The organism is Streptomyces sp. NPDC096323 (assembly GCF_040302845.1).
In the GTDB taxonomy this organism is placed as follows: Bacteria; Actinomycetota; Actinomycetes; order Streptomycetales; family Streptomycetaceae; genus Streptomyces.
On record NZ_JBEOSI010000005.1, the window covers coordinates 396,734 to 416,994 of the forward strand.

Sequence of the window (20,261 nt, forward strand, 5' to 3'; positions counted from 1 at the left end):
CACGCCGGCCGTCACGTCCGTCACGTCCGCCCCCTCGCTCCCTCAGAACCTGTCCGACGATCTGTACGCACGGGAGTCTAGGCCCTGTAAAGGGACGGTAAGCAGTCGCGTCGGGCAACTGGTAGGGATATCCCTACTTCGCCCCCACCCACGAGCCCCATGGCGTCCGGGGGCCGCGCCCGGCAGGCTGGTCGCATGACCATGAGCCCCCAGGTACCCGACCACGACGGGCCGCCTCCTGTCCGCTTCGCCTTCGATCGGTGGACGTGGAAGGAGATCGCGCACCTTCTCGCCAATCTCCCGATGGCGGTGGCCGGATTCATCTATACGGTGCTGATGGTCACCGTCGGCGTGGGGCTGGCCGTCACCGTGGTCGGCCTGCCGCTGCTGGCGCTCGGACTCCAGGGAGCCCGGCTGCTGGGCCGGGCCGAGCGGGGCCGGGCGCGGGGGCTGCTCGGGCTGCGGATCGACGAGCCGAGCTCGATGGCCCGGGTCCGCCGGGAGGAGGGGTTCTTCGCCTGGCTGTGGTCGAGCCTGAAGGATCCGGTCGGCTGGCGTTCGGTGCTGTACTCCTTCATACGGCTGCCGTGGGGCGTGGTCACCTTCGCGGTGACGCTCGTGAGCCTGTTCGTCCTGTGGCCTGTGCTCCCGTACACCGCGCGGCTGCTGACCAACGCCGACCGCGGGATGGTCCGCGGTCTGCTTTCCCCCTCCGACGAGCTGGAGCGCCGGATCGCCGAGCTGGAGTCGGACCGGGGTGTGGTCGTCGATACGGCTGCCGCCGACCTGCGCCGGATCGAGCGGGACCTCCACGACGGCGCCCAGGCCCGCCTCGTCGCCCTCGCCATGGGACTCGGGCTGGCGAAGGAGAAGCTCACGGACGACCCCGAGGCCGCCGCCAAAATGGTCGACGAGGCCCACGGCGAAGTAAAGGTCGCCCTCCAGGAACTCCGCGACCTCGCCCGCGGCATCCACCCCGCCGTCCTCACCGACCGAGGACTCGACGCCGCCCTCTCCGCCATCGCCTCCCGCTGCACCGTCCCCGTCACCGTCGACGTCGACCTTCCCGGACGACCCGCCCAGGCCATCGAAGGCATCGCCTACTTCACCGTCTCCGAACTCCTCCAGAACGTCAGCAAACACAGCGGCGCCCGCAAAGCCACCGTCGACGTCTGGCGCTCCGCCGACCGCCTCATGCTCCAGGTCACCGACAACGGACACGGCGGGGCTTCGATGGACGGCGGTACGGGGATGTCGGGGCTCGCCGAGCGGCTGGACGCCGTCGACGGACTGTTCGTCCTCGAATCCCCGCCCGGCGGCCCGACGACCGTTACCGCGGAGCTGCCCTGGCGCGACCGGGAGAGCGAGAAGGCCGCCGCCGACGCCCGTACGGCCTGATCCCGGCGACCACCGGGAACCGGGGTGGGGAAAACCCCCGGTCGAAGAGGGATACCGCCCTCATGGTGTGCGCGCCCGCCGCCCAGCACCCTGGAAGCGGATACGCGGATACAACGAGCACCGCCCGCACAAGCACCGCCCACACGAGACGAAGAAACGGACGGAACCTCCATGGCCACGGCATACGGACCGGACACACGGGACCCCCAGCGGTCGGGTCACGGTCCCGGGGACCACTTCGCTGTCAGGCGATTTCTGCCGGCCGCTCTGCGGGCCCCCATCGAGGCCAGGACCTGGCGCGAGTTCGCCTATCTCATGCTGAGCTTCCCGATCAGCACGGTGCTGTTCGTCTTCGCGGTCACCATGACCTCGGTGAGCGCCGGGCTGCTCGTCACCTTCCTGGGCGTTCCGCTCCTGGCCGCCGGGCTGACGCTGTGCCGGGGGTTCGGCATGCTGGAGCGGGCCAGGGCGCGTGGTCTGCTGCGGCTGGAGGTGGCCGAGCCCGCCCCGGTGCGGGGCCGGACCGGGGGTCTGATGTCCTGGGTCGGGGCGGTCCTGAAGAGCGGGGTGTCCTGGCGGCACCTGCTCTACGCGCTGCTGCACTTCCCGTGGGCGGTCTTCGCGTTCTCCGTCTCGCTGTCCCTGTGGGCGTGGGGCTGGGCGGCCCTGACGTACCCGGTGTACGCCTGGATCTTCCCCGCCTACGCGGGGATCGACGGGGTGCAGCTGTACGGCGACGCCACGCACAACGTCTACCTCGACTCGCCCTTCGAACTCGCTCTGACCAGTGCCGCCGGGCTGCTGGTCGTCATGGCCACGGCGTGGGTCATCCGTGGCCTGGCCATGGTGGACCGGCTGATGGTGTCCGGACTGCTGGGCCCGTCGCGGCTGGCGACGCGGGTCACGGAGCTGGAGTCGGACCGGGGTGTGGTCGTCGATACGGCTGCCGCCGACCTGCGCCGGATCGAGCGGGACCTCCACGACGGCGCCCAGGCCCGCCTCGTCGCCCTCGCCATGGGACTCGGGCTGGCGAAGGAGAAGCTCACGGACGACCCCGAGGCCGCCGCCAAAATGGTCGACGAGGCCCACGGCGAAGTAAAGGTCGCCCTCCAGGAACTCCGCGACCTCGCCCGCGGCATCCACCCCGCCGTCCTCACCGACCGAGGACTCGACGCCGCCCTCTCCGCCATCGCCTCCCGCTGCACCGTCCCCGTCACCGTCGACGTCGACCTTCCCGGACGACCCGCCCAGGCCATCGAAGGCATCGCCTACTTCACCGTCTCCGAACTCCTCCAGAACGTCAGCAAACACAGCGGCGCCCGCAAAGCCACCGTCGACGTCTGGCGCTCCGCCGACCGCCTCATGCTCCAGGTCACCGACAACGGACACGGCGGGGCAGACCTCACGTCGGGCAGCGGCCTGGCCGGGCTGACCGAGCGGCTGGACGCGGTGGACGGAATCCTCGTCGTCGCCTCCCCCGTGGGCGGCCCGACAAGGGTCACGGCCGAACTTCCCTGGCGCGGCTGACCTCCCCGTGCCCCCGGTGCAACAGAAGCGGCAGCCACGCAACCCTGCGAAGACTCGCGACGTCACTGCCGTTACTGGGATGCTGGACGGCATACGGGTGGACAGCGGACAAGCGAGCAGTGGGGGAAATCAGCGTCGTGGTGGAAGACAGAGTGCGTGTGGTCATCGCCGAGGATTCGGTACTGCTCCGGGAGGGACTCACCCGGCTGCTGACCGATCTCGGGCATGACGTCGTGGCGGGGGTAGGTGACGCGGAGGCGCTGATCAAGACGGTGAGTGACCTCGCCGGGCAGGACGCGCTGCCCGATGTGGTGGTCGCCGATGTGCGGATGCCGCCGACGCACACGGACGAGGGTGTGCGGGCCGCGGTGCGGCTGCGCAAGGAGTATCCGGGGATCGGTGTGCTGGTCCTCTCGCAGTACGTCGAGGAGCAGTACGCCACCGAGCTGCTGGCCGGGTCCAGCCGGGGTGTGGGGTATCTGCTGAAGGACCGGGTCGCCGACGTCCGCGAGTTCGTCGATGCGGTGGTCCGGGTGGCCCGGGGCGGCACGGCGCTGGACCCCGAGGTGGTGGCTCAGCTGCTGGGCCGGAGCCGTAAGCAGGACGTCCTGGCCGGGCTCACTCCGCGTGAGCGGGAGGTGCTCGGCCTGATGGCTGAGGGGCGGACGAATTCGGCGGTGGCCAGGCAGCTCGTGGTGAGCGACGGCGCGGTGGAGAAGCACGTCAGCAACATCTTCCTGAAGCTGGGGCTGTCCCCCAGCGACGGTGATCACCGGCGGGTGCTCGCGGTGCTGACGTATCTCAATTCCTGAGCCGCATGCCGCGTTCCTGATGCCGCAACGCCTTTACTGACGCCCAGTCAGACCACTTTGACGGTGCTCTTTGCACCGCCCCGACCAGGCAAAGGGCGACGCGCCCCTCACCGACTCCGCCAAAGGTCCGCCGCGGAACCGGGTGCCTGATGAATCATGGCGGGACAGCACCGAAAAGCGTCTCAAAAGGCCGTCCACGATGTGATCGGCCCGAGGAAGGCGACCCTTACAGTCGTAGGGTGGGGCTCGGGACCGCCGGCGGGCCGGATGGTTCCGAGCCGCCGCGCCGAGGGAGGTCCAGTAAGTGACCAGCCAGGTCAGTAGCCCAGCCGAGCAGGCCGACGAGGCCAGTGAGGCACTCGTAGGGGGACAGCGTGCCCCCCAGTCCGCACCAGCAGGCGCCGACGGGAAAGAGATCCGTCGCCTGGACCGGGTGATCATCCGCTTCGCGGGTGACTCCGGAGATGGCATGCAGCTCACGGGTGACCGTTTCACCTCGGAGACCGCGTCCTTCGGGAACGACCTCTCCACGCTGCCGAACTTCCCCGCCGAGATCCGCGCCCCCGCAGGAACCCTGCCGGGCGTGTCCTCGTTCCAGCTCCACTTCGCCGACCACGACATCCTGACCCCGGGCGACGCCCCGAACGTGCTGGTCGCGATGAACCCGGCCGCGCTCAAGGCCAACATCGCCGACGTGCCCCGTGGCGCCGACATCATCGTCAACACCGACGAGTTCACCAAGCGGCCGATGGCGAAGGTGGGTTACGAGACCAGCCCGCTGGAGGACGGCTCACTGGAGGCGTATCAGGTCCATCCGGTGCCGCTGACCACGCTCACCATCGAGGCGCTGAAGGAGTTCGGGCTCTCCCGCAAGGAGGCCGAGCGCTCCAAGAACATGTTCGCGCTCGGGCTGCTGTCGTGGATGTACCACCGGCCCACCGAGAACACGGAGAAGTTCCTCCGGACGAAGTTCGCCAAGAAGCCGCAGATCGCCGAGGCGAACGTGGCGGCGTTCCGGGCCGGCTGGAACTTCGGGGAGACCACGGAGGACTTCGCGGTCAGCTACGAGGTGGCCCCGGCCACAGCTGCGTTCCCCACCGGCACGTACCGCAACATCTCGGGGAACCTGGCCCTGTCCTACGGCCTGATCGCCGCGGGCCGGCAGGCGGATCTGCCGTTGTACCTGGGCTCGTACCCCATCACCCCGGCCTCGGACATCCTGCACGAGCTGAGCAAGCACAAGAACTTCGGCGTACGCACCTTCCAGGCCGAGGACGAGATCGCCGGGATCGGCGCCGCGCTCGGCGCGGCCTTCGGCGGCAGCCTCGCGGTCACCACCACCTCCGGCCCGGGCGTGGCGCTCAAGTCCGAGACGATCGGCCTGGCCGTCTCCCTCGAACTCCCGCTTCTCATCATCGACATCCAGCGCGGCGGCCCGTCCACCGGACTGCCGACCAAGACCGAGCAGGCCGACCTCCTCCAGGCGATGTACGGGCGCAACGGCGAGGCCCCGGTGCCGATCGTGGCCCCGAGGACCCCGGCGGACTGCTTCGACGCGGCCCTCGACGCCGCCCGGATCGCCCTGACCTACCGGACCCCGGTCTTCCTGCTCTCCGACGGCTACCTCGCCAACGGCTCCGAGCCCTGGCGCATCCCGGACATCGACGAACTGCCGGATCTGCGCGTCCAGTTCGCCCAGGGCCCGAACCACGAGCTGGCCGACGGCACCGAGGTCTTCTGGCCGTACAAGCGCGATGCGCAGACCCTGGCCCGCCCCTGGGCCGTCCCCGGCACGCCGGGTCTCGAGCACCGCATCGGCGGCATCGAGAAGCAGGACGGCACCGGCAACATCTCCTACGACCCCGCGAACCACGACTTCATGGTCCGCACCCGCCAGGCCAAGATCGACGGCATCGAGGTCCCGGACCTGGAGGTCGACGACCCGGCGGAGGCGAAGACCCTCGTCCTCGGCTGGGGATCGACGTACGGCCCCATCACGGCCGCCGTCCGACGGCTCCGCGCCGCCGGGCAGCCCATCGCGCAGGCGCACCTGCGTCACCTCAATCCGTTCCCGCGGAATCTCGGCGAGGTGCTCAAGCGTTACGACAAGGTGGTCGTCCCCGAGATGAACCTCGGGCAGCTGGCCACGCTCATCCGGGCCAAGTACCTGGTGGACGCGCACAGTTACAACCAGGTCAACGGCATGCCGTTCAAGGCCGAGCAGCTTGCCGCGGCCCTCCAGGAGGCCATCGATGCCTGAGACCAACGAACTTCTCCAGCTGGTGCCGAAGACCGAGGCCAAGCAGTCCATGAAGGACTTCAAGTCCGACCAGGAAGTGCGCTGGTGCCCCGGCTGCGGTGACTACGCGGTCCTCGCCGCCGTGCAGGGCTTCATGCCCGAGCTCGGACTGGCGAAGGAGAACATCGTCTTCGTCTCCGGAATCGGCTGCTCCTCCCGTTTCCCGTACTACATGAACACGTACGGGATGCACTCCATCCACGGCCGCGCCCCGGCCATCGCCACCGGACTCGCCTCGTCCCGGCGGGACCTGAGCGTCTGGGTGGTCACCGGGGACGGGGACGCCCTGTCCATCGGCGGCAACCACCTCATCCACGCGCTCCGCCGCAACGTGAACCTCAAGATCCTCCTCTTCAACAACCGGATCTACGGGCTCACCAAGGGGCAGTACTCCCCCACCTCCGAGGTCGGCAAGATCACAAAGTCGACGCCGATGGGCTCGCTCGACGCCCCCTTCAACCCGGTGTCCCTGGCCATCGGCGCGGAGGCCTCGTTCGTCGCCCGTACCGTCGACTCCGACCGCAAGCACCTCACGAGCGTGCTGCGCGCGGCGGCCGACCACCCCGGTACGGCGCTGGTGGAGATCTACCAGAACTGCAACATCTTCAACGACGGCGCGTTCGAGGTCCTGAAGGACAAGGACCAGGCCCAGGAGGCGGTGATCCGCCTCGAACACGGGCAGCCGATCCTCTTCGGCACGGACGATTCCAAGGGCGTCGTCCGGGACTCGCTGACGGGTGATCTGAAGGTGGTCGCCGTCACGGAGGAGAACCGCTCGCAGATCCTCGTCCACGACGCGCACGCCGCGTCGCCGACCACCGCTTTCGCGCTCAGCAGGCTGGCCGACCCCGACACCCTGCACCACACCCCGATCGGGGTCCTGCGCAACGTCCAACGGCCGGTCTACGACACCCTCATGGCCGACCAGCTCGACACCGCCGTCGAGCAGCACGGCAAGGGCGACCTGGCCGCGCTGCTCGCGGGCAACGACAACTGGACCGTGGCCGGCTAGGACCCGGCACGCGCGAAGCGCCGGCCTTCCCCGTACCCACCGGGAGGGCCGGCGTTTCGTGTGTCACGCCGCCGGTTCGCGCCCCTGCTTGCGCGCGTCGTACGCCGTACGCGCCGCGTCCACCGCGTCCAGGCTCCGCTCCGACCAGCGCGCCAGGGCCCACACCTGCTCCGCCGCCTCCCGGCCAAGACCGGTGAGGCTGTAGTCCACCCGTGGCGGGATCACCGGCTTGGCGTCCCGGTCGACGAAGCCGTCGCGCTCCAGGGTCTGGAGGGTCTGGGCCAGCATCTTCTCGCTGACACCGCCGACCTCGCGGCGCAGCTCGCTGAAGCGGTACGAGCGCTCCAGCAGGGCGGCGAGCACCAGGACGCCCCAGCGGCTCGTGACGTGTTCGAGGACGAGGCGGGACGGGCACATCGGCTCCCGCACATCGGGCCCGGCAGGACGTCGTGCCTCGGGCCTTCGCTCCACGCTGCTTACGCTCATGCCGGTACCTTACTTCAAAGTGGGTACTTTCGTTTGGTTAGTGCTACCCCTAGGGTGAGGAGCAGAACACGCGAACAGGCACATGAGCACCTGAAGAGGAGAAACACCCCATGAGCATCGTCGTCACCGGAGCCACCGGAGCGCTCGGCCGTCTCGTCGTCGAGCAGCTGCTGACCACCGTCCCCGCCGACCGGATCGCCGCCGTCGTCCGCGACAAGGAGAAGGCCGCCGGCCTCGCCGCCCGCGGCGTGGAGCTCCGGATCGCCGACTACAGCCGTCCCGAGACGCTGGCCGACGCCTTCCGCGCCGGTGACCGGGCGCTGCTCGTCTCCGGCAACGAGGTCGGCAGCCGCGTCGCACAGCACACCGCGGTCATCGACGCGGCCAAGGCGGCCGGCGTGGCGCAGCTCGCGTACACCGGCATCCTGGGCGGACCCGACGCGGACTTCGAGCTGGCGGCGGAGCACAAGGTGACCGAGCAGCTGATCCTCGACTCGGGCCTGCCGTACACCTTCCTGCGCAACGGCTGGTACACGGAGAACTACACCGCGAACCTGGCCCCCGTCCTGGCCCACGGGGCCGTCGTGGCCAACGCGGGCGAGGGCAGGATCGCCTCCGCCACGCGCGCCGACTACGCGGCCGCGGCCGCGGCCGTCCTGACCGGCGAGGGCCACCTCGGCCGGGCCTACGAGCTGAGCGGGGACGTCGCCTGGTCGCTCGCGGAGTACGCCGCAGAGATCGCCAAGGCCTCCGGCGAGGAGATCGTCTACAAGGACGTCCCGGCCGCCGCGCACCAGGAGATCCTGGTCGGCGCCGGCCTGCCCGAGGGCTTCGCGGCGATCCTCGTCGACGTGGACGAGGCGATCCGGCGCGGGCGGCTGGCCCACACCGGCGGCGACCTGGCCCGGCTGATCGGCCGTCCGACCACGCCGCTCGCCGAGACCGTCGCCGCAGCGGTCGCCGCCCAGTAGGCGGCCTGCGGCAGGGCGCGTCCACACGACCCCCGGCCCGGTGTCATGACCGTCAGGCGATACGGCTATGACACGGGGCCGCCTCGGCGCTACCTTCGTCAGGTCGACGGAGCCGTCGACGGACACCTGCCAGGAGGGGCCCGTGAAGGGAAAGAACGAACAGCGGGCCGGATTCCTGTCCGGACTGGGGGCCTACGGTCTGTGGGGTGTCGTCCCGCTCTTCTGGCCCCTGCTGAAGCCGTCCGGCGCGATCGAGATCCTCGCCCACCGCATGGTCTGGTCCCTGGGCGTCGTCGGCATCGCCCTGCTCGTCCTGCGCCGCTGGGCCTGGATCGGCACTCTGCTCCGGCAGCCGAAGAAGCTGGGACTGATCACCGTCGCCGCGGCCGTGATCACCGTCAACTGGGGCCTGTACATCTGGTCCGTGAACCACGGACACGTCGTCGAGGCGTCCCTCGGCTACTTCATCAATCCGCTGGTCACCATCGCGATGGGCGTCCTGCTCCTCGGCGAGCGGCTGCGCCCGGTGCAGTGGGTGGCGGTCGGCACGGGCGCCGCGGCGGTGCTCGTCCTGGCGATCGGTTACGGGCAGCCCCCGTGGATCTCGCTGGTGCTGGCCTTCTCTTTCGCCACGTACGGACTGGTGAAGAAGAAGGTCGACATGGGCGGCCTGGAGTCGCTCACGGCCGAGACGGCGGTGCTGTTCGTGCCCGCGCTCGGCTACCTGATCTGGCTGGGCACGCGGGGCGAGTCGACGTTCGTCTCCGAGGGCGCCGGCCATGCGGCGCTGCTGGCGGCGACCGGCCTGGTGACCGCCGTTCCGCTGGTCCTGTTCGGGGCGGCCGCGATCCGCGTGCCGCTCTCGACGCTCGGCCTGCTGCAGTACCTGGCGCCGGTCTTCCAGTTCCTTCTCGAGATCGTGTACTTCCACGAGGCGATGCCGCCGGAACGCTGGGCGGGATTCGCGCTGGTCTGGCTCGCCCTCACGCTGCTGACCTGGGATGCGCTGCGGACGTCCCGGCGCACACGGGTGCGCGCCCAGGCCGCACGGCTGGCCGCGGCGCAACAGGGCGCCCCGGCGGTCACGGAGACCACGACCATCCCGTAAGTCATTACCTAGTTGCTTTTATTACTCGGTTGCGTTTTCCTTGACGCTGTCACGGACGCGCAACCGAGGAGTACGCATGCCCACATCCCCGACCACCGTGCTGATCGTCGGCGCCGGGCCGACCGGACTCACCCTGGCCATCGATCTCGCCCGGCGGGCCGTCGACGTGACGATCATCGACAAGTCCCCGCGGTTCCCGCGCAGCTCCCGGGCCAAGGGTCCCAATCCGCGCTCCCTGGAGGTCCTGGAGGACCTCGGTGTCGTCGAGGAGGTGATGGCCGCCGGGGCCGCGCCGCTGCCGATGCGCAAGTACCGGGACGCGGTGGCGATCGCCGACGCCACCCCCTTCGCCGACGCGCGCCCGACCCCGGACGCCCCCTACGACCGGGGCAGGCTGATCGCCCAGTGGCGGCTGGAGGAGATCCTCCGGGACCGGCTCGCGACCTACGGCGTACGCGTCGCACTCGGCCGCGAAGTCGTGGGCCTCGCCCAGGACGGCACGACCGTGACCGCCACGCTCGCCGACGGCGGGGAGATCGGGGCGCGGTACGCCGTCGGCTGCGACGGCGGCCACAGCGCGGTGCGCAAGCTGCTGGGCGTCCCGTTCGAGGGGAAGACGGACGAGACGCAGATGATGGTCTGCGGCGACGTCGAGGTGACGGGACCCGACCGCGGCGTCTGGCACCAGTGGTTCGACGAGGACGGCGCCGTGATGCTCTGCCCCATCCCCGGCACCCGTTCGGGCTGGTGGTTCCAGGCCGGCCCCGAGACCGACGCCGCGGGCGCCCCCGTACCCCCGTCCCTGGAGAGCTTCCAGCGACTGTTCGCCAAGCACACGGGGCTGCCGGGCGGCCTGCTGTCCGAGGCCGGTCCGCTCTCCACCTACCGGGTCAACGAACGCCTCGCGGAGCGCTACCGGGTGGGCCGGGTGTTCCTGGCGGGCGACGCCGCCCATGTCCACTCGATCGCGGGCGGGCTCGGCATGAACACCGGCATCCAGGACGCGTACAACCTCGGCTGGAAGCTCGCCCGGGTCGCCTCGGGACAGGCCGGCCCGGCCCTCCTCGACACGTACGAGGAGGAGCGGCTGCCCGTAGCGGCCGACGTCCTCGACCTCAGCGCGGAGCGGCTGCGGGCCACGCTGGAGGCGATCAAGAAGCCGGGCGGCGGCCTGGACACGGCGATCACCCCGCGCACCAACGGCCTGGGCGACGGCTACCGGTGGAGCTCACTGGCCCGCCTCGGCGCCACATCCCGGCTGCGCGCCGGCGACCGCGCCCCGGACGCCCCCTGTCGCGACGTGGCCACCGGGGCGCCCCGCCGGCTGTTCGAGGCCTTCGCCGGACCGCACTTCACCCTCCTCGGCTTCGGTACGGGCACGGCGGCCGCACTCCGGGAGGCGTCGGCGGCGCACAAGGGAGAACTGCTGGCGTACGGAGTGGACGTGGGCGGCCCCCAGGGCCTGGCCGATGATGACGGCCACGCCCGTTCGGCGTACGGCATCGGGCCCGGCGAGGACGTCCTGGTCCTGATCCGGCCGGACAACCACGTCGGGCTGATCGCCCCGGCCGGGGACGTGCGGGCGGTCGCGGAGTACCTGCGCGCTGCGGCATTGGAGCGAGCTTGAGCCTGTTACGGCGGGTCATACACCGCTGACGCAACGCTTATATTCTCCTCACACTTATGACCCGACCCTCGCGCACCTCCGGAACGTCCCGCACGCTCCTGCGCACCGCTACCACCACCGCCGCTGCGTCCGCCCTGACGCTCCTCGCCTGCGGAATCGCTCCCACCGCGGGCGCGGACGACACCGTGCGGACCGTCCACCCGTCGGGCCTCGGCCCGGCGGGTCCCTGGTTGCGGCTCCAGGAAACGACCCCCGACCGGGACCCCGGCATCCAAGAGGTCTCCCCGAAGCCCGACCCGGTCCATCTCAACGGCAGCCTGCGCCTCGCCATCGGCGCCGGTGAACAAGCGCAGGCCGCCCACTACTTCAACGCGACCTGGACCCCCGAGCCGATGCAGCCACTGCTGGACGCGGGCATCTCGTACTGGGCGTACACCGCGACCGAGGGCTCGAGCAACACCAGCATCGGCGCCAACCTGCAACTCCCTGCCTCCTGCGGGGGATTCACCACCCTGTCCTTCGAACCGGGCAGCAACACCGACGTCCAGGGCGCCGCTCTGAAGCCGGACACCTGGCAGAAGTACCGGTTCACCGGCGACTCGGTGATGCGCACCTCGCGCGCGGTGGCCGGCATCCCGGCGGGCGGAGACGCCCCGCTGTCGCACTTCGTCGCCGAGTGCGAGGGCGCGTACGGGGTCATCGCCAACATCGGCCGGCTCGGCGACGCGACGGGCACGCTCAACACCTACGTCGACAACATCACGGCTGACGGCACCACCTGGGACTTCGCCGTCACGGGCAAGGCGACGGCCGCGCTCACCGTCCCCGACGAGATCGAGGCGGGGGACGGCCCCCGCCCGGCCGACGCCTCCTACACCGACCCGGCGGACGGACCGCAGTACCCCGGCATCGGCACCCACCTGACCCTCAAGGGACCGGCCGGCCTCCGGGCGGACCAGCTGACCGTCATGTCCGAGGGCTCCGAGGTCGCCCTCACCCAGGGGCCGGACGGGACACTCACCGGCGCACTGCGGACCAACCTCCGCGCCGGCGGCACGCTGGAGCCCGGAGGGAAGGCAGGCGCCGCGTTCACCCTCGCGGCCGCCGAGGGCGCGCCCACGGGCCCGCTCGACGTGACGACCGAGCTGACGGTCACCCTGACCGGTGCCGACGGGCCGCAGCGCACCGGCGTCGCCGCGACGGACCGCACCCTGATCACCGCGCGTGACGTGGAGCCGAGCCCGTCACCCAGCCCCACCCACCCCCACCACCCCAGGCCCACCCCGTCCCACGGCCACGGCGGCGGTCACTGGGGAGGGGGCCACGGGAACGGTGGCGGCCACGGGAGCGGCCCCATGCCCGAAGGCCCGGTCGACGCGGGCGACGGATCCACCGCCCTGACCGGCTCCGGCCCGACCGGCCTCTCCGGTACGGGCCTGGCGGCCGGAGCGGCGGGGCTGCTGGCAGCGGCCGGTGCCGCCCTCGGCGGACTCCGCACTGTCCGGCGCCGGCGCGGTTGAGCACCCGGATCCCGCGGGAACGGCCCTCACGGCGGCCGTTCCCGCGCCCGATCGCGGCGGCCGGGCTGATCCCGGCCGCCGCGGCGGTGCTCGTCCTGCTCCTGGGCTCGCCCCTGACGGAGCCCAGCACGTCCGCCGCTCCCCGGCCCGGCGCCACGGCGACGGCGGGGCCGTCCGCCTCCCGCCCCGTCCGCGTCGGCATCCCCGCCCTCGGGGTCGACGCACCCCTGGTGGACCTGACCCTGGACAGCCGGGGCAGGCTCGGGGTGCCCGACCCGGCGGAGCGCAATCTGGCCGGCTGGTACCGGGACGGGGTGACCCCGGGCTCCCCCGGCACCGCCGTCGTCGTCGCCCACGTCGACACCCCGACCGGCCCGGCGGCCTTCGCCGGACTGGACACGCTGGCCCCCGGCGCGACGGTCGACGTGCGCCGCGCGGACCGGACGGTGGCGGCCTTCCGCATCTACGCGATCGAGGAGTTCGAGAAGCGCGACTTCCCGAGCGCCCGCGTCTACGGCGCGACCGAGGACGCCCAGCTGCGCCTGCTCACCTGCGGCGGTGCCTACGACCCCGCGGCGGGCGGCTACCAGGCGAACGTGGTGGCGTTCGCCCGCCTGGTCTCGATCCGCCCACCGGAATCCGCCGTTCCGGGCGAGAATGTCCCGCATGACTCTTGAGTGGAAAGTCGTCGTCGACGCCGCGGACCCGCACGCCCAGGCCGGGTTCTGGTCCGCGGCCCTCGGCTACGAGATCGAGGACAACAGCCCCCTGGTCGAACGCCTCCTGGGCCTCGGAGCCGTACCGGAGGCGATCACGACGACCGCGCACGGGCGGCGGGCCTGGCTGGACCTGGCGGCCGTACGGCACCCGGACGATCCGTACGAGCAGGAGAGCGGGACGGGGCTGGGGCGGCGGCTGCTGTTCCAGCGCGTGCCGGAGCCCAAGACGGTGAAGAACCGGCTCCACCTCGACCTGCACGCCGGACCGGAGCGCCGCGACGCGGAGGTGGCCCGCCTGGAGGGCCTGGGCGCGCAGGTGCTCCGCAAGGTGGCGGAGCCGGGCGGGACGTGGACGGTGCTCGCCGATCCGGAGGGCAACGAGTTCTGCGTGCAGTGAGCTACGCGCGGAGCTGACGGGGGTGTACCGATGGCTGCGCCTCACCGCCGCCCGCGCCATCACCGCCGTCCGTGCCGTCCGCGTCCAGCCCCGCGAGCAGTCGCAGCCCGTCCTCGGCGGGGCTGCCCGGGGCCGCCGACAGCACGAGCAGTTCCCGGCCGGCTTCGTCCGGCAGGGCGAAGTTCTCCTGGTGCAGCTCCAGCAGCCCGACCAGCGGATGCCGGAACGCCTTGCGGCCATGGGTCCGGGCACGCACATCCGCCCGGGCCCAGAGCCGGCGGAAACGCTCGCTGCCCATCGCCAGTTCGCCGATGAGCGAGGCCAGGCGGGGGTCCTCGGGATAACGGCCGGCCGCCAGGCGCAGGTGTCCGACCGCATCGAGTGTGCAGGTCTCCCAGTCCGCGTAGAGACCGCGCTCGCTCTCCTCCAGGAAGAGGTGGCGTGCGGTGTTCAGGCCCGGCATCGGCCGCCCGTAGAGCAGCCCGGCGAGGCGGTTCCCGGCAAGGACGTCGAGCCGGTGGTCCATGATCAGAGCGGGCGCGTCGACGACCAGGTCGAGGACCCGCAGCACCTCCGGCCTGACCCGCCCGCCCGGCGCCTTCGCGCGGCGGCGGCGCTGCCGGGCGAGCCGGTGGAGGTGCTCCCGCTCGGTCTCGTCGAGGCCGAGGACGCGGGCGAGCGCGTCGAGAACCTGCTCGGAGGGCTGGGTCGCCCGGCCCTGCTCCAGGCGTACGTAGTAGTCGACGCTCACTCCGGACAGGTGGGCCACCTCTTCACGGCGCAGCCCTTCGACCCGGCGGCGGCTGTCCGCGGGGATGCCGACGGCCGCCGGATCGACCCGGGAACGCCGGGTCCGCAGAAAGCCCGCGAGATCGTCCATGCGCTCCAGTATGACCACGGCCTGGCGCGTGAAGGTGGCCCTGCCGATACCAGGAAGTCCGGTCCGACGGAAGCGGCGCCCCTGAACGGCGGACGCCCGGGCGTCTTGAATCGGAGACATCCGAACCCGCCCGAAGGAGTCCTCATGAAGACCCTGATCGTCCACGCCCACCCCGAGCCGCAGTCGCTCAACAGCTCGCTGAAGGACCTCGCGGTATCCACCCTGGAGGCCGCCGGGCACGAGGTACGGGTGAGCGATCTGTACGCGATGAACTGGAAGGCGGTCGTGGACGCCGCGGACTACGGCCCCGACGCCTCGACCCCCCTGAGGGTCGCCCGCGACTCGGGCCGGGCCTTCGACGCCGGAACGCTCACCGAGGACGTCCGCGCCGAGCAGGAGAAGCTGCTGTGGGCGGACACGGTCATCTTCCAGTTCCCGCTGTGGTGGTACTCGATGCCCGCGATCCTGAAGGGCTGGGTGGACCGGGTGTTCACGTACCACTTCGCGTACGGCGTCGGGGAGCACAACGACACGAAGTACGGCGAGCGCTTCGGCGAAGGCACGCTCGCCGGCCGCAGGGCCCTGCTCTCGGTGACGGTCGGCGGCCAGGAGTCGCACTACGCCGCCCGCGGCATCAACGGCCCCATCGACGACCTGCTGTTCCCCATCCAGCACGGCATCCTCTACTACCCCGGCATCGAGGTGCTGCCGCCGTTCGTCCTGTACGGCACCGACCGGATGACCGGCGACGACTTCCCGGACGCGGCCAAGGCGTGGGAACAGCGCCTGCTCACCCTGGAGTCGACCGAACCGGTCGCGTTCCGGCGGCAGAACTTCGGCGACTACGAGATCCCGTCCCTGCACCTGAAGTCCGGCCTGGAGCCGGCGGGCCGCACGGGCTTCGGACTCCACGTACGCGGCTGACGGCCGCGTGCCCTCACGCCCGCGCCCCGTGCACCGCGGCCTGATGGCGCGCCCGCAGCACCCGGCAGTCGGTCTCCCGGCTCCCGTCCCGCTCACGCTTGGCGGCGGCTTCGGCCAGAACGAGCTCCTGGCACTCCTGGCACGCGTCGGGCGCCTCCGCCCGGCCGCTCACGCCACCTCACCCCGGCTCCGGGCGTTCTCCCTCGCGGTCCTGGCGGCGAGGGACTCGGCGGGCGTGGCCGGGCGGACGTGCTCGGGAAGCGCCTCCCACTCGGGACCGCCCCTGGCCGGCCGCAGCATCCAGTAGGGGCCCGCGACTCCGCGGAACTCCCCGACGCGGTCGCGATCACGGCCACGGTCACCACGGTTGGTGTCCACGACGAGGGTGCCGCGGGGCGGGGGCCGGTTCTCTTCGGACACGTTCGTGCCTCTCCGTAGTCGTTCCACTACCAAGCGGGTCGAGCGTGGCCTAGAGTCGCAGTGTCTTCAACTTGCGTCAGCCGCACGGAGAGTTGGGCGGAACACTGATGAACCGCAAAGAGCTGAGCCCCGAAAGCTCCCCCGTCGCAGCCTTCGGGGAGCGTCTTCGCACGTTACGGGACGAGCGTGGCTGGACGCAGGATGAACTGGGTGAGCGCACGGGGTACTCCGGAACTCATATCTCGGCTGTCGAAACCGGTCGCCGGTCCCCAACTCCCCGCTTCTCGAACAGCGTCGACAAGGCGTTCGGAACCGGCGATCAGTTCGAGCGCCAGGGTCGGGCCGCGCGCCACACGGCCCTGCTGGAAGGCTTCCCGGAGTATGTGGGTCAGGAGGCCCGAGCTGCGGAGATCCGGCTCTACGAGGTGGGCGTCATGCCCGGCCTGCTCCAGACCCCGGAGTACGCGACAGCCCTCGCCGAGAGCGCCGTGAAGCGCGGGGCGATCACGCCGGACCAGGCGCAGGAGCGGATCGACCTCGTCGCACAGCGGCAGGCGTCACTGACCCGCACGCCCACGCCCTTGGTGCTGGTCGTGCTCGACGAGAGCTGCATCCGCCGGCCGATCGGCGATCCGGCGGCTATGGACGCGCAGTTGACGCGTCTGCTCGAGTTCGCCGAGCTGCCGACCACCGTCCTGCAGATCGCCCCGTTCACGATGGGCGTCCGCCGCCCGTTCGACCTGCCCGTCTACGTACTGACGCTGCCGGACCGCTCGCTCATGTCCTACGCCGAGTCGGCCCAACAAGGCCATCTGGAACGCGAAAGCACTTTCGTACTGCCGCTGTTGACGGCCTACCATCAGCTACAGGCCGAGGCGCTCTCCCAGTCGGCGTCGATGGCCATGATCGAGCAGGCACGAAAGGGCACCCCGTGACGACCGAATCCCCCCGCTGGTACACCTCGTCCTACAGCAACAATGGCGGCGCCTGCATCGAGGTCGCCACCAACCTCGTAGCCCCGCGCGGCATCGTCCCCGTACGCGACTCCAAGAACCCGACCGGCCCGGTCCTGACGCTCCCCGTCGACGCCTTCGCCTCCTTCGTGGCGGGCGTCAAGCGGGGCGACCTCGGCAACGCCTGATCGCGTCAGCGAGCCGCGCACGCACGGAAGGCAAGCCGCCCGAGCTCCGTCTCGGGCCGGTCCGGCCCGCGGAACTCCTCGCCTCCCACCGAGATCCCTCCGTCGTCCTGCCGGCCGACATGGCGCGCGATCATGCCGTCCCCGCCCGACTGGAGGACCTGGAGCTCGGAGCGGCCGTCGTGGTCGGCGTCCGTGACCCACGCCCCGGACACGAACGCCGGGCTGCCTACGCGGATGGTGCCGGTCCGGTCACTGCTCAGGTCCCGGGCCAGAGGCCCGTAACGCACCTCGTGCACCAGCATGTTGTCGCGCGGGCTGTCGCCCTCGTCGTCCTGGCTGTAGAAGAGGGCCAGGTCGAGGTACCCGTCGCCGTCGAAGTCGCCGAATGCTCCCCGCGTCACCATGTCCTCCTTCAGCGCACCTCGCAGCTTCGGCCAGAACCCACGGGCATCGCCCGCACCGACGGTGGTGCGGTCTCCGTCTTTCCGAAAGACCACCGAACCGGACGCGTCGCGGTTCTGGTCGCGGATCTCGTCCAGGTGCCCGTCCGCATCCACGTCGGCGCGCAGGGTGGTGCTGTCGGCTGCGCATACAGGCAGGGGCGCATGGCCGCCCGGCTGCGGCCCGGCGCCCAGAAGAGGCCATAGGCCGCCGGCCAGCACGGCGAGACCGGCTCCGGCGCCCGTCGCGAGCCGACGCCGACGCGAGCGCCGCCGACGCTGCTGCCGCTCCCGCAGCGAAAGGATCTCTTCCCTGAGCGTGATTCTCCCCGGACCATCAAACGGAGGCATGTCCGCACTCTAGGTCCGGCCCGGATTTCCCCGCCTGCGCCCCAGCACCCTGGACCCAGCCGGTACGTTTCCTCCCGGTACGCCCCCACGTCCTACGGGCTGCCTCCCGACACCGGACCATCGCCGCAGGTCAGGGCCGTACAGCGGAATTCGCGGAACTTTACGCTTGCCCCATGCCTCTCCCGCCCGCATATGCCCTCATCGCCACGGACCTGGACGGCACCCTGCTGCGCCGCGACGACACCGTGAGTCCCCGCACCCGCGCCGCGCTTGCTCTCGCCGCCACCGCCGGAGCCCGGCACCTCGTGGTCACCGGGCGGCCGGTACCGGGGGTACGGGAGTTGCTCTCGGCTCTGGACTACCAGGGGCTCGCGGTCTGCGGCCAGGGAACGCAGCTGTACGACGCCGGGGCGGGGCGCATCGTCCACGCGGCCACCCTGGACCGGGAGTTGGCCGACGCCGCGCTCGGCAAGATCGAGGCGCAGGTGGGCCAGGTCTTTGCGGCGGTCGACCAGGACGGGGCCGACGGGCGGACCCTGATCGAGCCGGGCTACCGGATGCCGCACCCCGCACTGCCGGCCCAGCGGGCGACCCACCGGGACCAGTTGTGGGCCACGCCCCTCATCAAGGTGCTGATCCGCCACCCGGACCTGGACGACGACGCCCTGGCAGCCGCCGCCCACGCGGCCGTGGGCGACCTCGCCACGGTGACGCACTCGGGCCCGGGGACGGTCGAACTCCAGCCGTACGGCGTCGACAAGGGCACCGGCATCGCGGCGGCCGCCGAGCACCTGGGCCTGGACCCGGCGACCGCTATCGCCTTCGGGGACATGCCCAACGATCTGCCGATGTTCCGCAGTTGCGGCTACGGCGTGGCGATGGCGAACGCCCACCCGCTCCCGCGCGCGGCCGCGGACGAGATAACGCGCTCCCACGAGGAGGACGGCGTCGCCCTGGTCCTGGAACGCGTCTTCCCCTGACTGGAACGAGCTCCCGAAGTTGAGATCGAGGTGGAGGTTGTAGTGGTGGCCCGTTTCCAGGTCGTGATACTGGCCGGGGAAGCGGAGCGGGATGGGACCGGCCGCGCCAGGCCGCCTCGTCGTTCACCTGATTCAGCTGCCGCGTCCGTTCGACCACCCCCGTCCGCAGCGGCTCCAGCTTTTCGGGACGGGTACGGGGGTGGGCCGCCGCGTACAGCAGGGCGCGACGCTGCCGTGCGTACCCCAGCGCGATGAGCCAGGTCGCCGGGGGCTTCAGCAGAGCGAAGGCGAACAGCACCTGCGCGCTGCCGCGGCCCTGCCGCTCCCCATCGAGCCGGACGCCGCTCTCGCGCCGTACGCCGAGCCGGACGGCTCCAACGCTCCACCCCCAGGCGAGCGCCAGGCATCCCAGGATGATCCACAGGCCCCACGATCCGGTGAGTCGCTCCCGCCACTCCCCGCCATCTCGTTGTCCGGGAAGACGGCCGCGTAGTTGTGCACCCAGTGAACGGCTATCGCACCGGTGACCGGGAGTACGCCGCAGGCCCGCACCAGCCGGCCTGCCCCGCACAGCAGCAGCCCCACCCCGGCACCCGCCAGCACGCTGGCGAAGACGTGCATGTCGTACGGCATCCGCACCACCAGGCCGCCGGTCACCGCCAATCCGGTCGGCGCCGGGAACCAGTGCCCCAATACCTCGCCCGGGCCCGGGACGTAGACCTGGGACATCAGGCTCGCCGGAATCTGCCAGCCGCCGGATTCCCGGGGCACCGCCTTCGCCCCCGACCCGGCGTACATCAGCAGCTCTTCCAGCAGGCTGAAGCCCGCTCCCAGGGCCCCGCCCAGCACCGCGAAGTCGGCCAGCCCCCACCGCATACGGCCACGCAGTGCCCACCCCGCCAGCAGCAGCGGAGCGATCTTGATCAGCTCCTCCGCGACCGGGGCCGTCGTCCATGACACGGTGTCCAGCACGGCACTGACCGACTCGTGGCGCGAGGCGGCCAGTTGGCGTGCGGTCACCAGTTCCACCAGCATCGATGCACGACGCAGCCGTATGCCCCCACCCCGAAGGCCACGAACACCGTCGGCCAGCGCACCGTGCGCACCGGCCAGGTGAGCAGCAGCAACTGCAACACCGCCCACACCGACGCAGCCGCCATCCAGAACGCCATGCCCACCCCCCAGGCGCAATTTGCAAACGCGCATGCAAAAGCTAGAGCAAACGGGGTTGGCACACAAGGATGTTCCT

The 20,261-nt window shown here is 71.3% G+C and carries 22 protein-coding genes; 15 read left to right on the forward strand and 7 right to left on the reverse strand.

Features of this window, described 5'->3' with window-relative positions; genetic code table 11:
• Positions 1–195 precede the first annotated feature (195 nt).
• The 5 genes from ABTX18_RS16750 to ABTX18_RS16770 all read left to right on the forward strand — a co-directional run bounded on the left by ABTX18_RS16750 (position 196) and on the right by ABTX18_RS16770 (position 7,048).
• Positions 196–1,398 (forward strand): sensor histidine kinase, encoded by a 1,203-nt coding sequence (locus tag ABTX18_RS16750; RefSeq protein ID WP_352123431.1) that lies wholly within the window; start codon positions 196–198, stop codon positions 1,396–1,398.
• A 171-nt stretch (positions 1,399–1,569) separates the two neighbouring features.
• Complete coding sequence (locus ABTX18_RS16755) at positions 1,570–2,925, forward strand: sensor histidine kinase (RefSeq protein ID WP_352123432.1); 1,356 nt, start codon at positions 1,570–1,572, stop codon at positions 2,923–2,925.
• A gap of 152 nt (positions 2,926–3,077) precedes the next feature.
• Positions 3,078–3,737, forward strand: coding sequence for a LuxR C-terminal-related transcriptional regulator (locus tag ABTX18_RS16760; RefSeq protein WP_352123608.1), 660 nt, complete (start codon positions 3,078–3,080; stop codon positions 3,735–3,737).
• 304 nt (positions 3,738–4,041) lie between these two features.
• Entirely contained in the window at positions 4,042–5,997 is a 1,956-nt protein-coding gene (locus tag ABTX18_RS16765; RefSeq protein WP_352123433.1) for a 2-oxoacid:acceptor oxidoreductase subunit alpha, read from the forward strand.
• Positions 5,990–7,048, forward strand: coding sequence for a 2-oxoacid:ferredoxin oxidoreductase subunit beta (locus tag ABTX18_RS16770; RefSeq protein ID WP_352123434.1), 1,059 nt, complete (start codon positions 5,990–5,992; stop codon positions 7,046–7,048). The genes ABTX18_RS16765 and ABTX18_RS16770 overlap by 8 nt, the downstream gene beginning before the upstream one ends.
• A 63-nt stretch (positions 7,049–7,111) precedes the next feature.
• Here the strand turns inward: ABTX18_RS16770 and ABTX18_RS16775 are convergent, their stop codons facing one another.
• The gene (locus tag ABTX18_RS16775) at positions 7,112–7,534 is read right to left on the reverse strand and encodes a winged helix-turn-helix transcriptional regulator (protein ID WP_352123435.1); all 423 of its coding nucleotides are present in this window, start codon (positions 7,532–7,534) and stop codon (positions 7,112–7,114) included.
• A 110-nt stretch (positions 7,535–7,644) separates the two neighbouring features.
• On the opposite strand from ABTX18_RS16775, the gene ABTX18_RS16780 reads away from it, so the two are divergent.
• The 6 genes from ABTX18_RS16780 (at position 7,645) to ABTX18_RS16805 (ending at position 13,876) form a co-directional block, all read left to right on the forward strand.
• Positions 7,645–8,505 carry an SDR family oxidoreductase gene (locus tag ABTX18_RS16780; RefSeq protein ID WP_352123436.1) on the forward strand — a complete coding sequence of 287 codons (861 nt, stop codon included), beginning with the start codon at positions 7,645–7,647 and terminating at the stop codon, positions 8,503–8,505.
• Between the two features lie 142 nt (positions 8,506–8,647).
• Positions 8,648–9,613, forward strand: a complete 966-nt coding sequence (gene rarD, locus ABTX18_RS16785) for an EamA family transporter RarD (protein WP_352123437.1) — start codon at positions 8,648–8,650, stop codon at positions 9,611–9,613.
• Between the two features lie 76 nt (positions 9,614–9,689).
• Positions 9,690–11,240: an FAD-dependent monooxygenase gene (locus ABTX18_RS16790; protein WP_352123438.1), complete on the forward strand. Its 1,551-nt coding sequence runs from the start codon at positions 9,690–9,692 to the stop codon at positions 11,238–11,240.
• A gap of 56 nt (positions 11,241–11,296) precedes the next feature.
• Positions 11,297–12,760, forward strand: a complete 1,464-nt coding sequence (locus ABTX18_RS16795) for a hypothetical protein (RefSeq protein WP_352123439.1) — start codon at positions 11,297–11,299, stop codon at positions 12,758–12,760.
• Positions 12,757–13,437 carry a class F sortase gene (locus ABTX18_RS16800; RefSeq protein WP_352123440.1) on the forward strand — a complete coding sequence of 227 codons (681 nt, stop codon included), beginning with the start codon at positions 12,757–12,759 and terminating at the stop codon, positions 13,435–13,437. Before ABTX18_RS16795 ends, ABTX18_RS16800 begins: the two co-directional genes overlap by 4 nt.
• Entirely contained in the window at positions 13,418–13,876 is a 459-nt protein-coding gene (locus ABTX18_RS16805) for a VOC family protein (protein WP_352123441.1), read from the forward strand. The genes ABTX18_RS16800 and ABTX18_RS16805 overlap by 20 nt, the downstream gene beginning before the upstream one ends.
• Position 13,877: 1 nt before the next feature.
• Here ABTX18_RS16805 and ABTX18_RS16810 read toward each other — a convergent pair whose 3' ends face one another.
• A complete protein-coding gene (locus ABTX18_RS16810; RefSeq protein ID WP_352123442.1) occupies positions 13,878–14,756 on the reverse strand; it encodes a helix-turn-helix transcriptional regulator in 879 nt (292 codons plus the stop codon).
• A 144-nt stretch (positions 14,757–14,900) separates the two neighbouring features.
• On the opposite strand from ABTX18_RS16810, the gene ABTX18_RS16815 reads away from it, so the two are divergent.
• A complete protein-coding gene (locus tag ABTX18_RS16815) occupies positions 14,901–15,680 on the forward strand; it encodes an NAD(P)H-dependent oxidoreductase (protein ID WP_352123443.1) in 780 nt (259 codons plus the stop codon).
• A 13-nt stretch (positions 15,681–15,693) separates the two neighbouring features.
• Here the strand turns inward: ABTX18_RS16815 and ABTX18_RS16820 are convergent, their stop codons facing one another.
• On the reverse strand, positions 15,694–15,852 hold the full coding sequence (locus ABTX18_RS16820; protein WP_352123444.1) for a hypothetical protein: 159 nt from the start codon (positions 15,850–15,852) through the stop codon (positions 15,694–15,696).
• Entirely contained in the window at positions 15,849–16,100 is a 252-nt protein-coding gene (locus tag ABTX18_RS16825; RefSeq protein WP_352123445.1) for a hypothetical protein, read from the reverse strand. Before ABTX18_RS16825 ends, ABTX18_RS16820 begins: the two co-directional genes overlap by 4 nt.
• A gap of 107 nt (positions 16,101–16,207) precedes the next feature.
• Between ABTX18_RS16825 and ABTX18_RS16830 the strand changes: the two genes are divergently transcribed.
• Together ABTX18_RS16830 and ABTX18_RS16835 are read left to right on the forward strand one after the other, a co-directional pair.
• On the forward strand, positions 16,208–17,035 hold the full coding sequence (locus ABTX18_RS16830) for a helix-turn-helix domain-containing protein (protein ID WP_352123446.1): 828 nt from the start codon (positions 16,208–16,210) through the stop codon (positions 17,033–17,035).
• Positions 17,032–17,241, forward strand: a complete 210-nt coding sequence (locus ABTX18_RS16835) for a DUF397 domain-containing protein (protein ID WP_352123447.1) — start codon at positions 17,032–17,034, stop codon at positions 17,239–17,241. Before ABTX18_RS16830 ends, ABTX18_RS16835 begins: the two co-directional genes overlap by 4 nt.
• A 5-nt stretch (positions 17,242–17,246) precedes the next feature.
• Here the strand turns inward: ABTX18_RS16835 and ABTX18_RS16840 are convergent, their stop codons facing one another.
• Positions 17,247–18,032: a hypothetical protein gene (locus tag ABTX18_RS16840; protein ID WP_352123448.1), complete on the reverse strand. Its 786-nt coding sequence runs from the start codon at positions 18,030–18,032 to the stop codon at positions 17,247–17,249.
• A 173-nt stretch (positions 18,033–18,205) separates the two neighbouring features.
• Between ABTX18_RS16840 and ABTX18_RS16845 the strand changes: the two genes are divergently transcribed.
• Positions 18,206–19,012: an HAD family hydrolase gene (locus ABTX18_RS16845; protein WP_352123449.1), complete on the forward strand. Its 807-nt coding sequence runs from the start codon at positions 18,206–18,208 to the stop codon at positions 19,010–19,012.
• Between the two features lie 273 nt (positions 19,013–19,285).
• Here ABTX18_RS16845 and ABTX18_RS16850 read toward each other — a convergent pair whose 3' ends face one another.
• Together ABTX18_RS16850 and ABTX18_RS16855 are read right to left on the reverse strand one after the other, a co-directional pair.
• A complete protein-coding gene (locus ABTX18_RS16850; protein ID WP_352123450.1) occupies positions 19,286–20,032 on the reverse strand; it encodes a PrsW family glutamic-type intramembrane protease in 747 nt (248 codons plus the stop codon).
• The gene (locus ABTX18_RS16855) at positions 20,029–20,184 is read right to left on the reverse strand and encodes a hypothetical protein (RefSeq protein WP_352123451.1); all 156 of its coding nucleotides are present in this window, start codon (positions 20,182–20,184) and stop codon (positions 20,029–20,031) included. Before ABTX18_RS16855 ends, ABTX18_RS16850 begins: the two co-directional genes overlap by 4 nt.
• Positions 20,185–20,261 lie beyond the last annotated feature (77 nt).

Bases quoted from the DNA above. Each gene is read 5' to 3' on its own strand.
- ABTX18_RS16750 (WP_352123431.1), top strand. From the start codon at position 196: ATGACCATGAGCCCCCAGGTACCCGACCACGACGGGCCGCCTCCTGTC.
- ABTX18_RS16755 (WP_352123432.1), top strand. From the start codon at position 1,570: ATGGCCACGGCATACGGACCGGACACACGGGACCCCCAGCGGTCGGGT.
- ABTX18_RS16770 (WP_352123434.1), top strand. From the start codon at position 5,990: ATGCCTGAGACCAACGAACTTCTCCAGCTGGTGCCGAAGACCGAGGCC.
- ABTX18_RS16775 (WP_352123435.1), bottom strand. From the start codon at position 7,534: ATGAGCGTAAGCAGCGTGGAGCGAAGGCCCGAGGCACGACGTCCTGCC.
- ABTX18_RS16780 (WP_352123436.1), top strand. From the start codon at position 7,645: ATGAGCATCGTCGTCACCGGAGCCACCGGAGCGCTCGGCCGTCTCGTC.
- ABTX18_RS16790 (WP_352123438.1), top strand. From the start codon at position 9,690: ATGCCCACATCCCCGACCACCGTGCTGATCGTCGGCGCCGGGCCGACC.
- ABTX18_RS16795 (WP_352123439.1), top strand. From the start codon at position 11,297: ATGACCCGACCCTCGCGCACCTCCGGAACGTCCCGCACGCTCCTGCGC.
- ABTX18_RS16805 (WP_352123441.1), top strand. From the start codon at position 13,418: ATGTCCCGCATGACTCTTGAGTGGAAAGTCGTCGTCGACGCCGCGGAC.
- ABTX18_RS16810 (WP_352123442.1), bottom strand. From the start codon at position 14,756: ATGGACGATCTCGCGGGCTTTCTGCGGACCCGGCGTTCCCGGGTCGAT.
- ABTX18_RS16815 (WP_352123443.1), top strand. From the start codon at position 14,901: ATGAAGACCCTGATCGTCCACGCCCACCCCGAGCCGCAGTCGCTCAAC.
- ABTX18_RS16830 (WP_352123446.1), top strand. From the start codon at position 16,208: ATGAACCGCAAAGAGCTGAGCCCCGAAAGCTCCCCCGTCGCAGCCTTC.
- ABTX18_RS16840 (WP_352123448.1), bottom strand. From the start codon at position 18,032: ATGCCTCCGTTTGATGGTCCGGGGAGAATCACGCTCAGGGAAGAGATC.
- ABTX18_RS16845 (WP_352123449.1), top strand. From the start codon at position 18,206: ATGCCTCTCCCGCCCGCATATGCCCTCATCGCCACGGACCTGGACGGC.
- ABTX18_RS16855 (WP_352123451.1), bottom strand. From the start codon at position 20,184: ATGGCGTTCTGGATGGCGGCTGCGTCGGTGTGGGCGGTGTTGCAGTTG.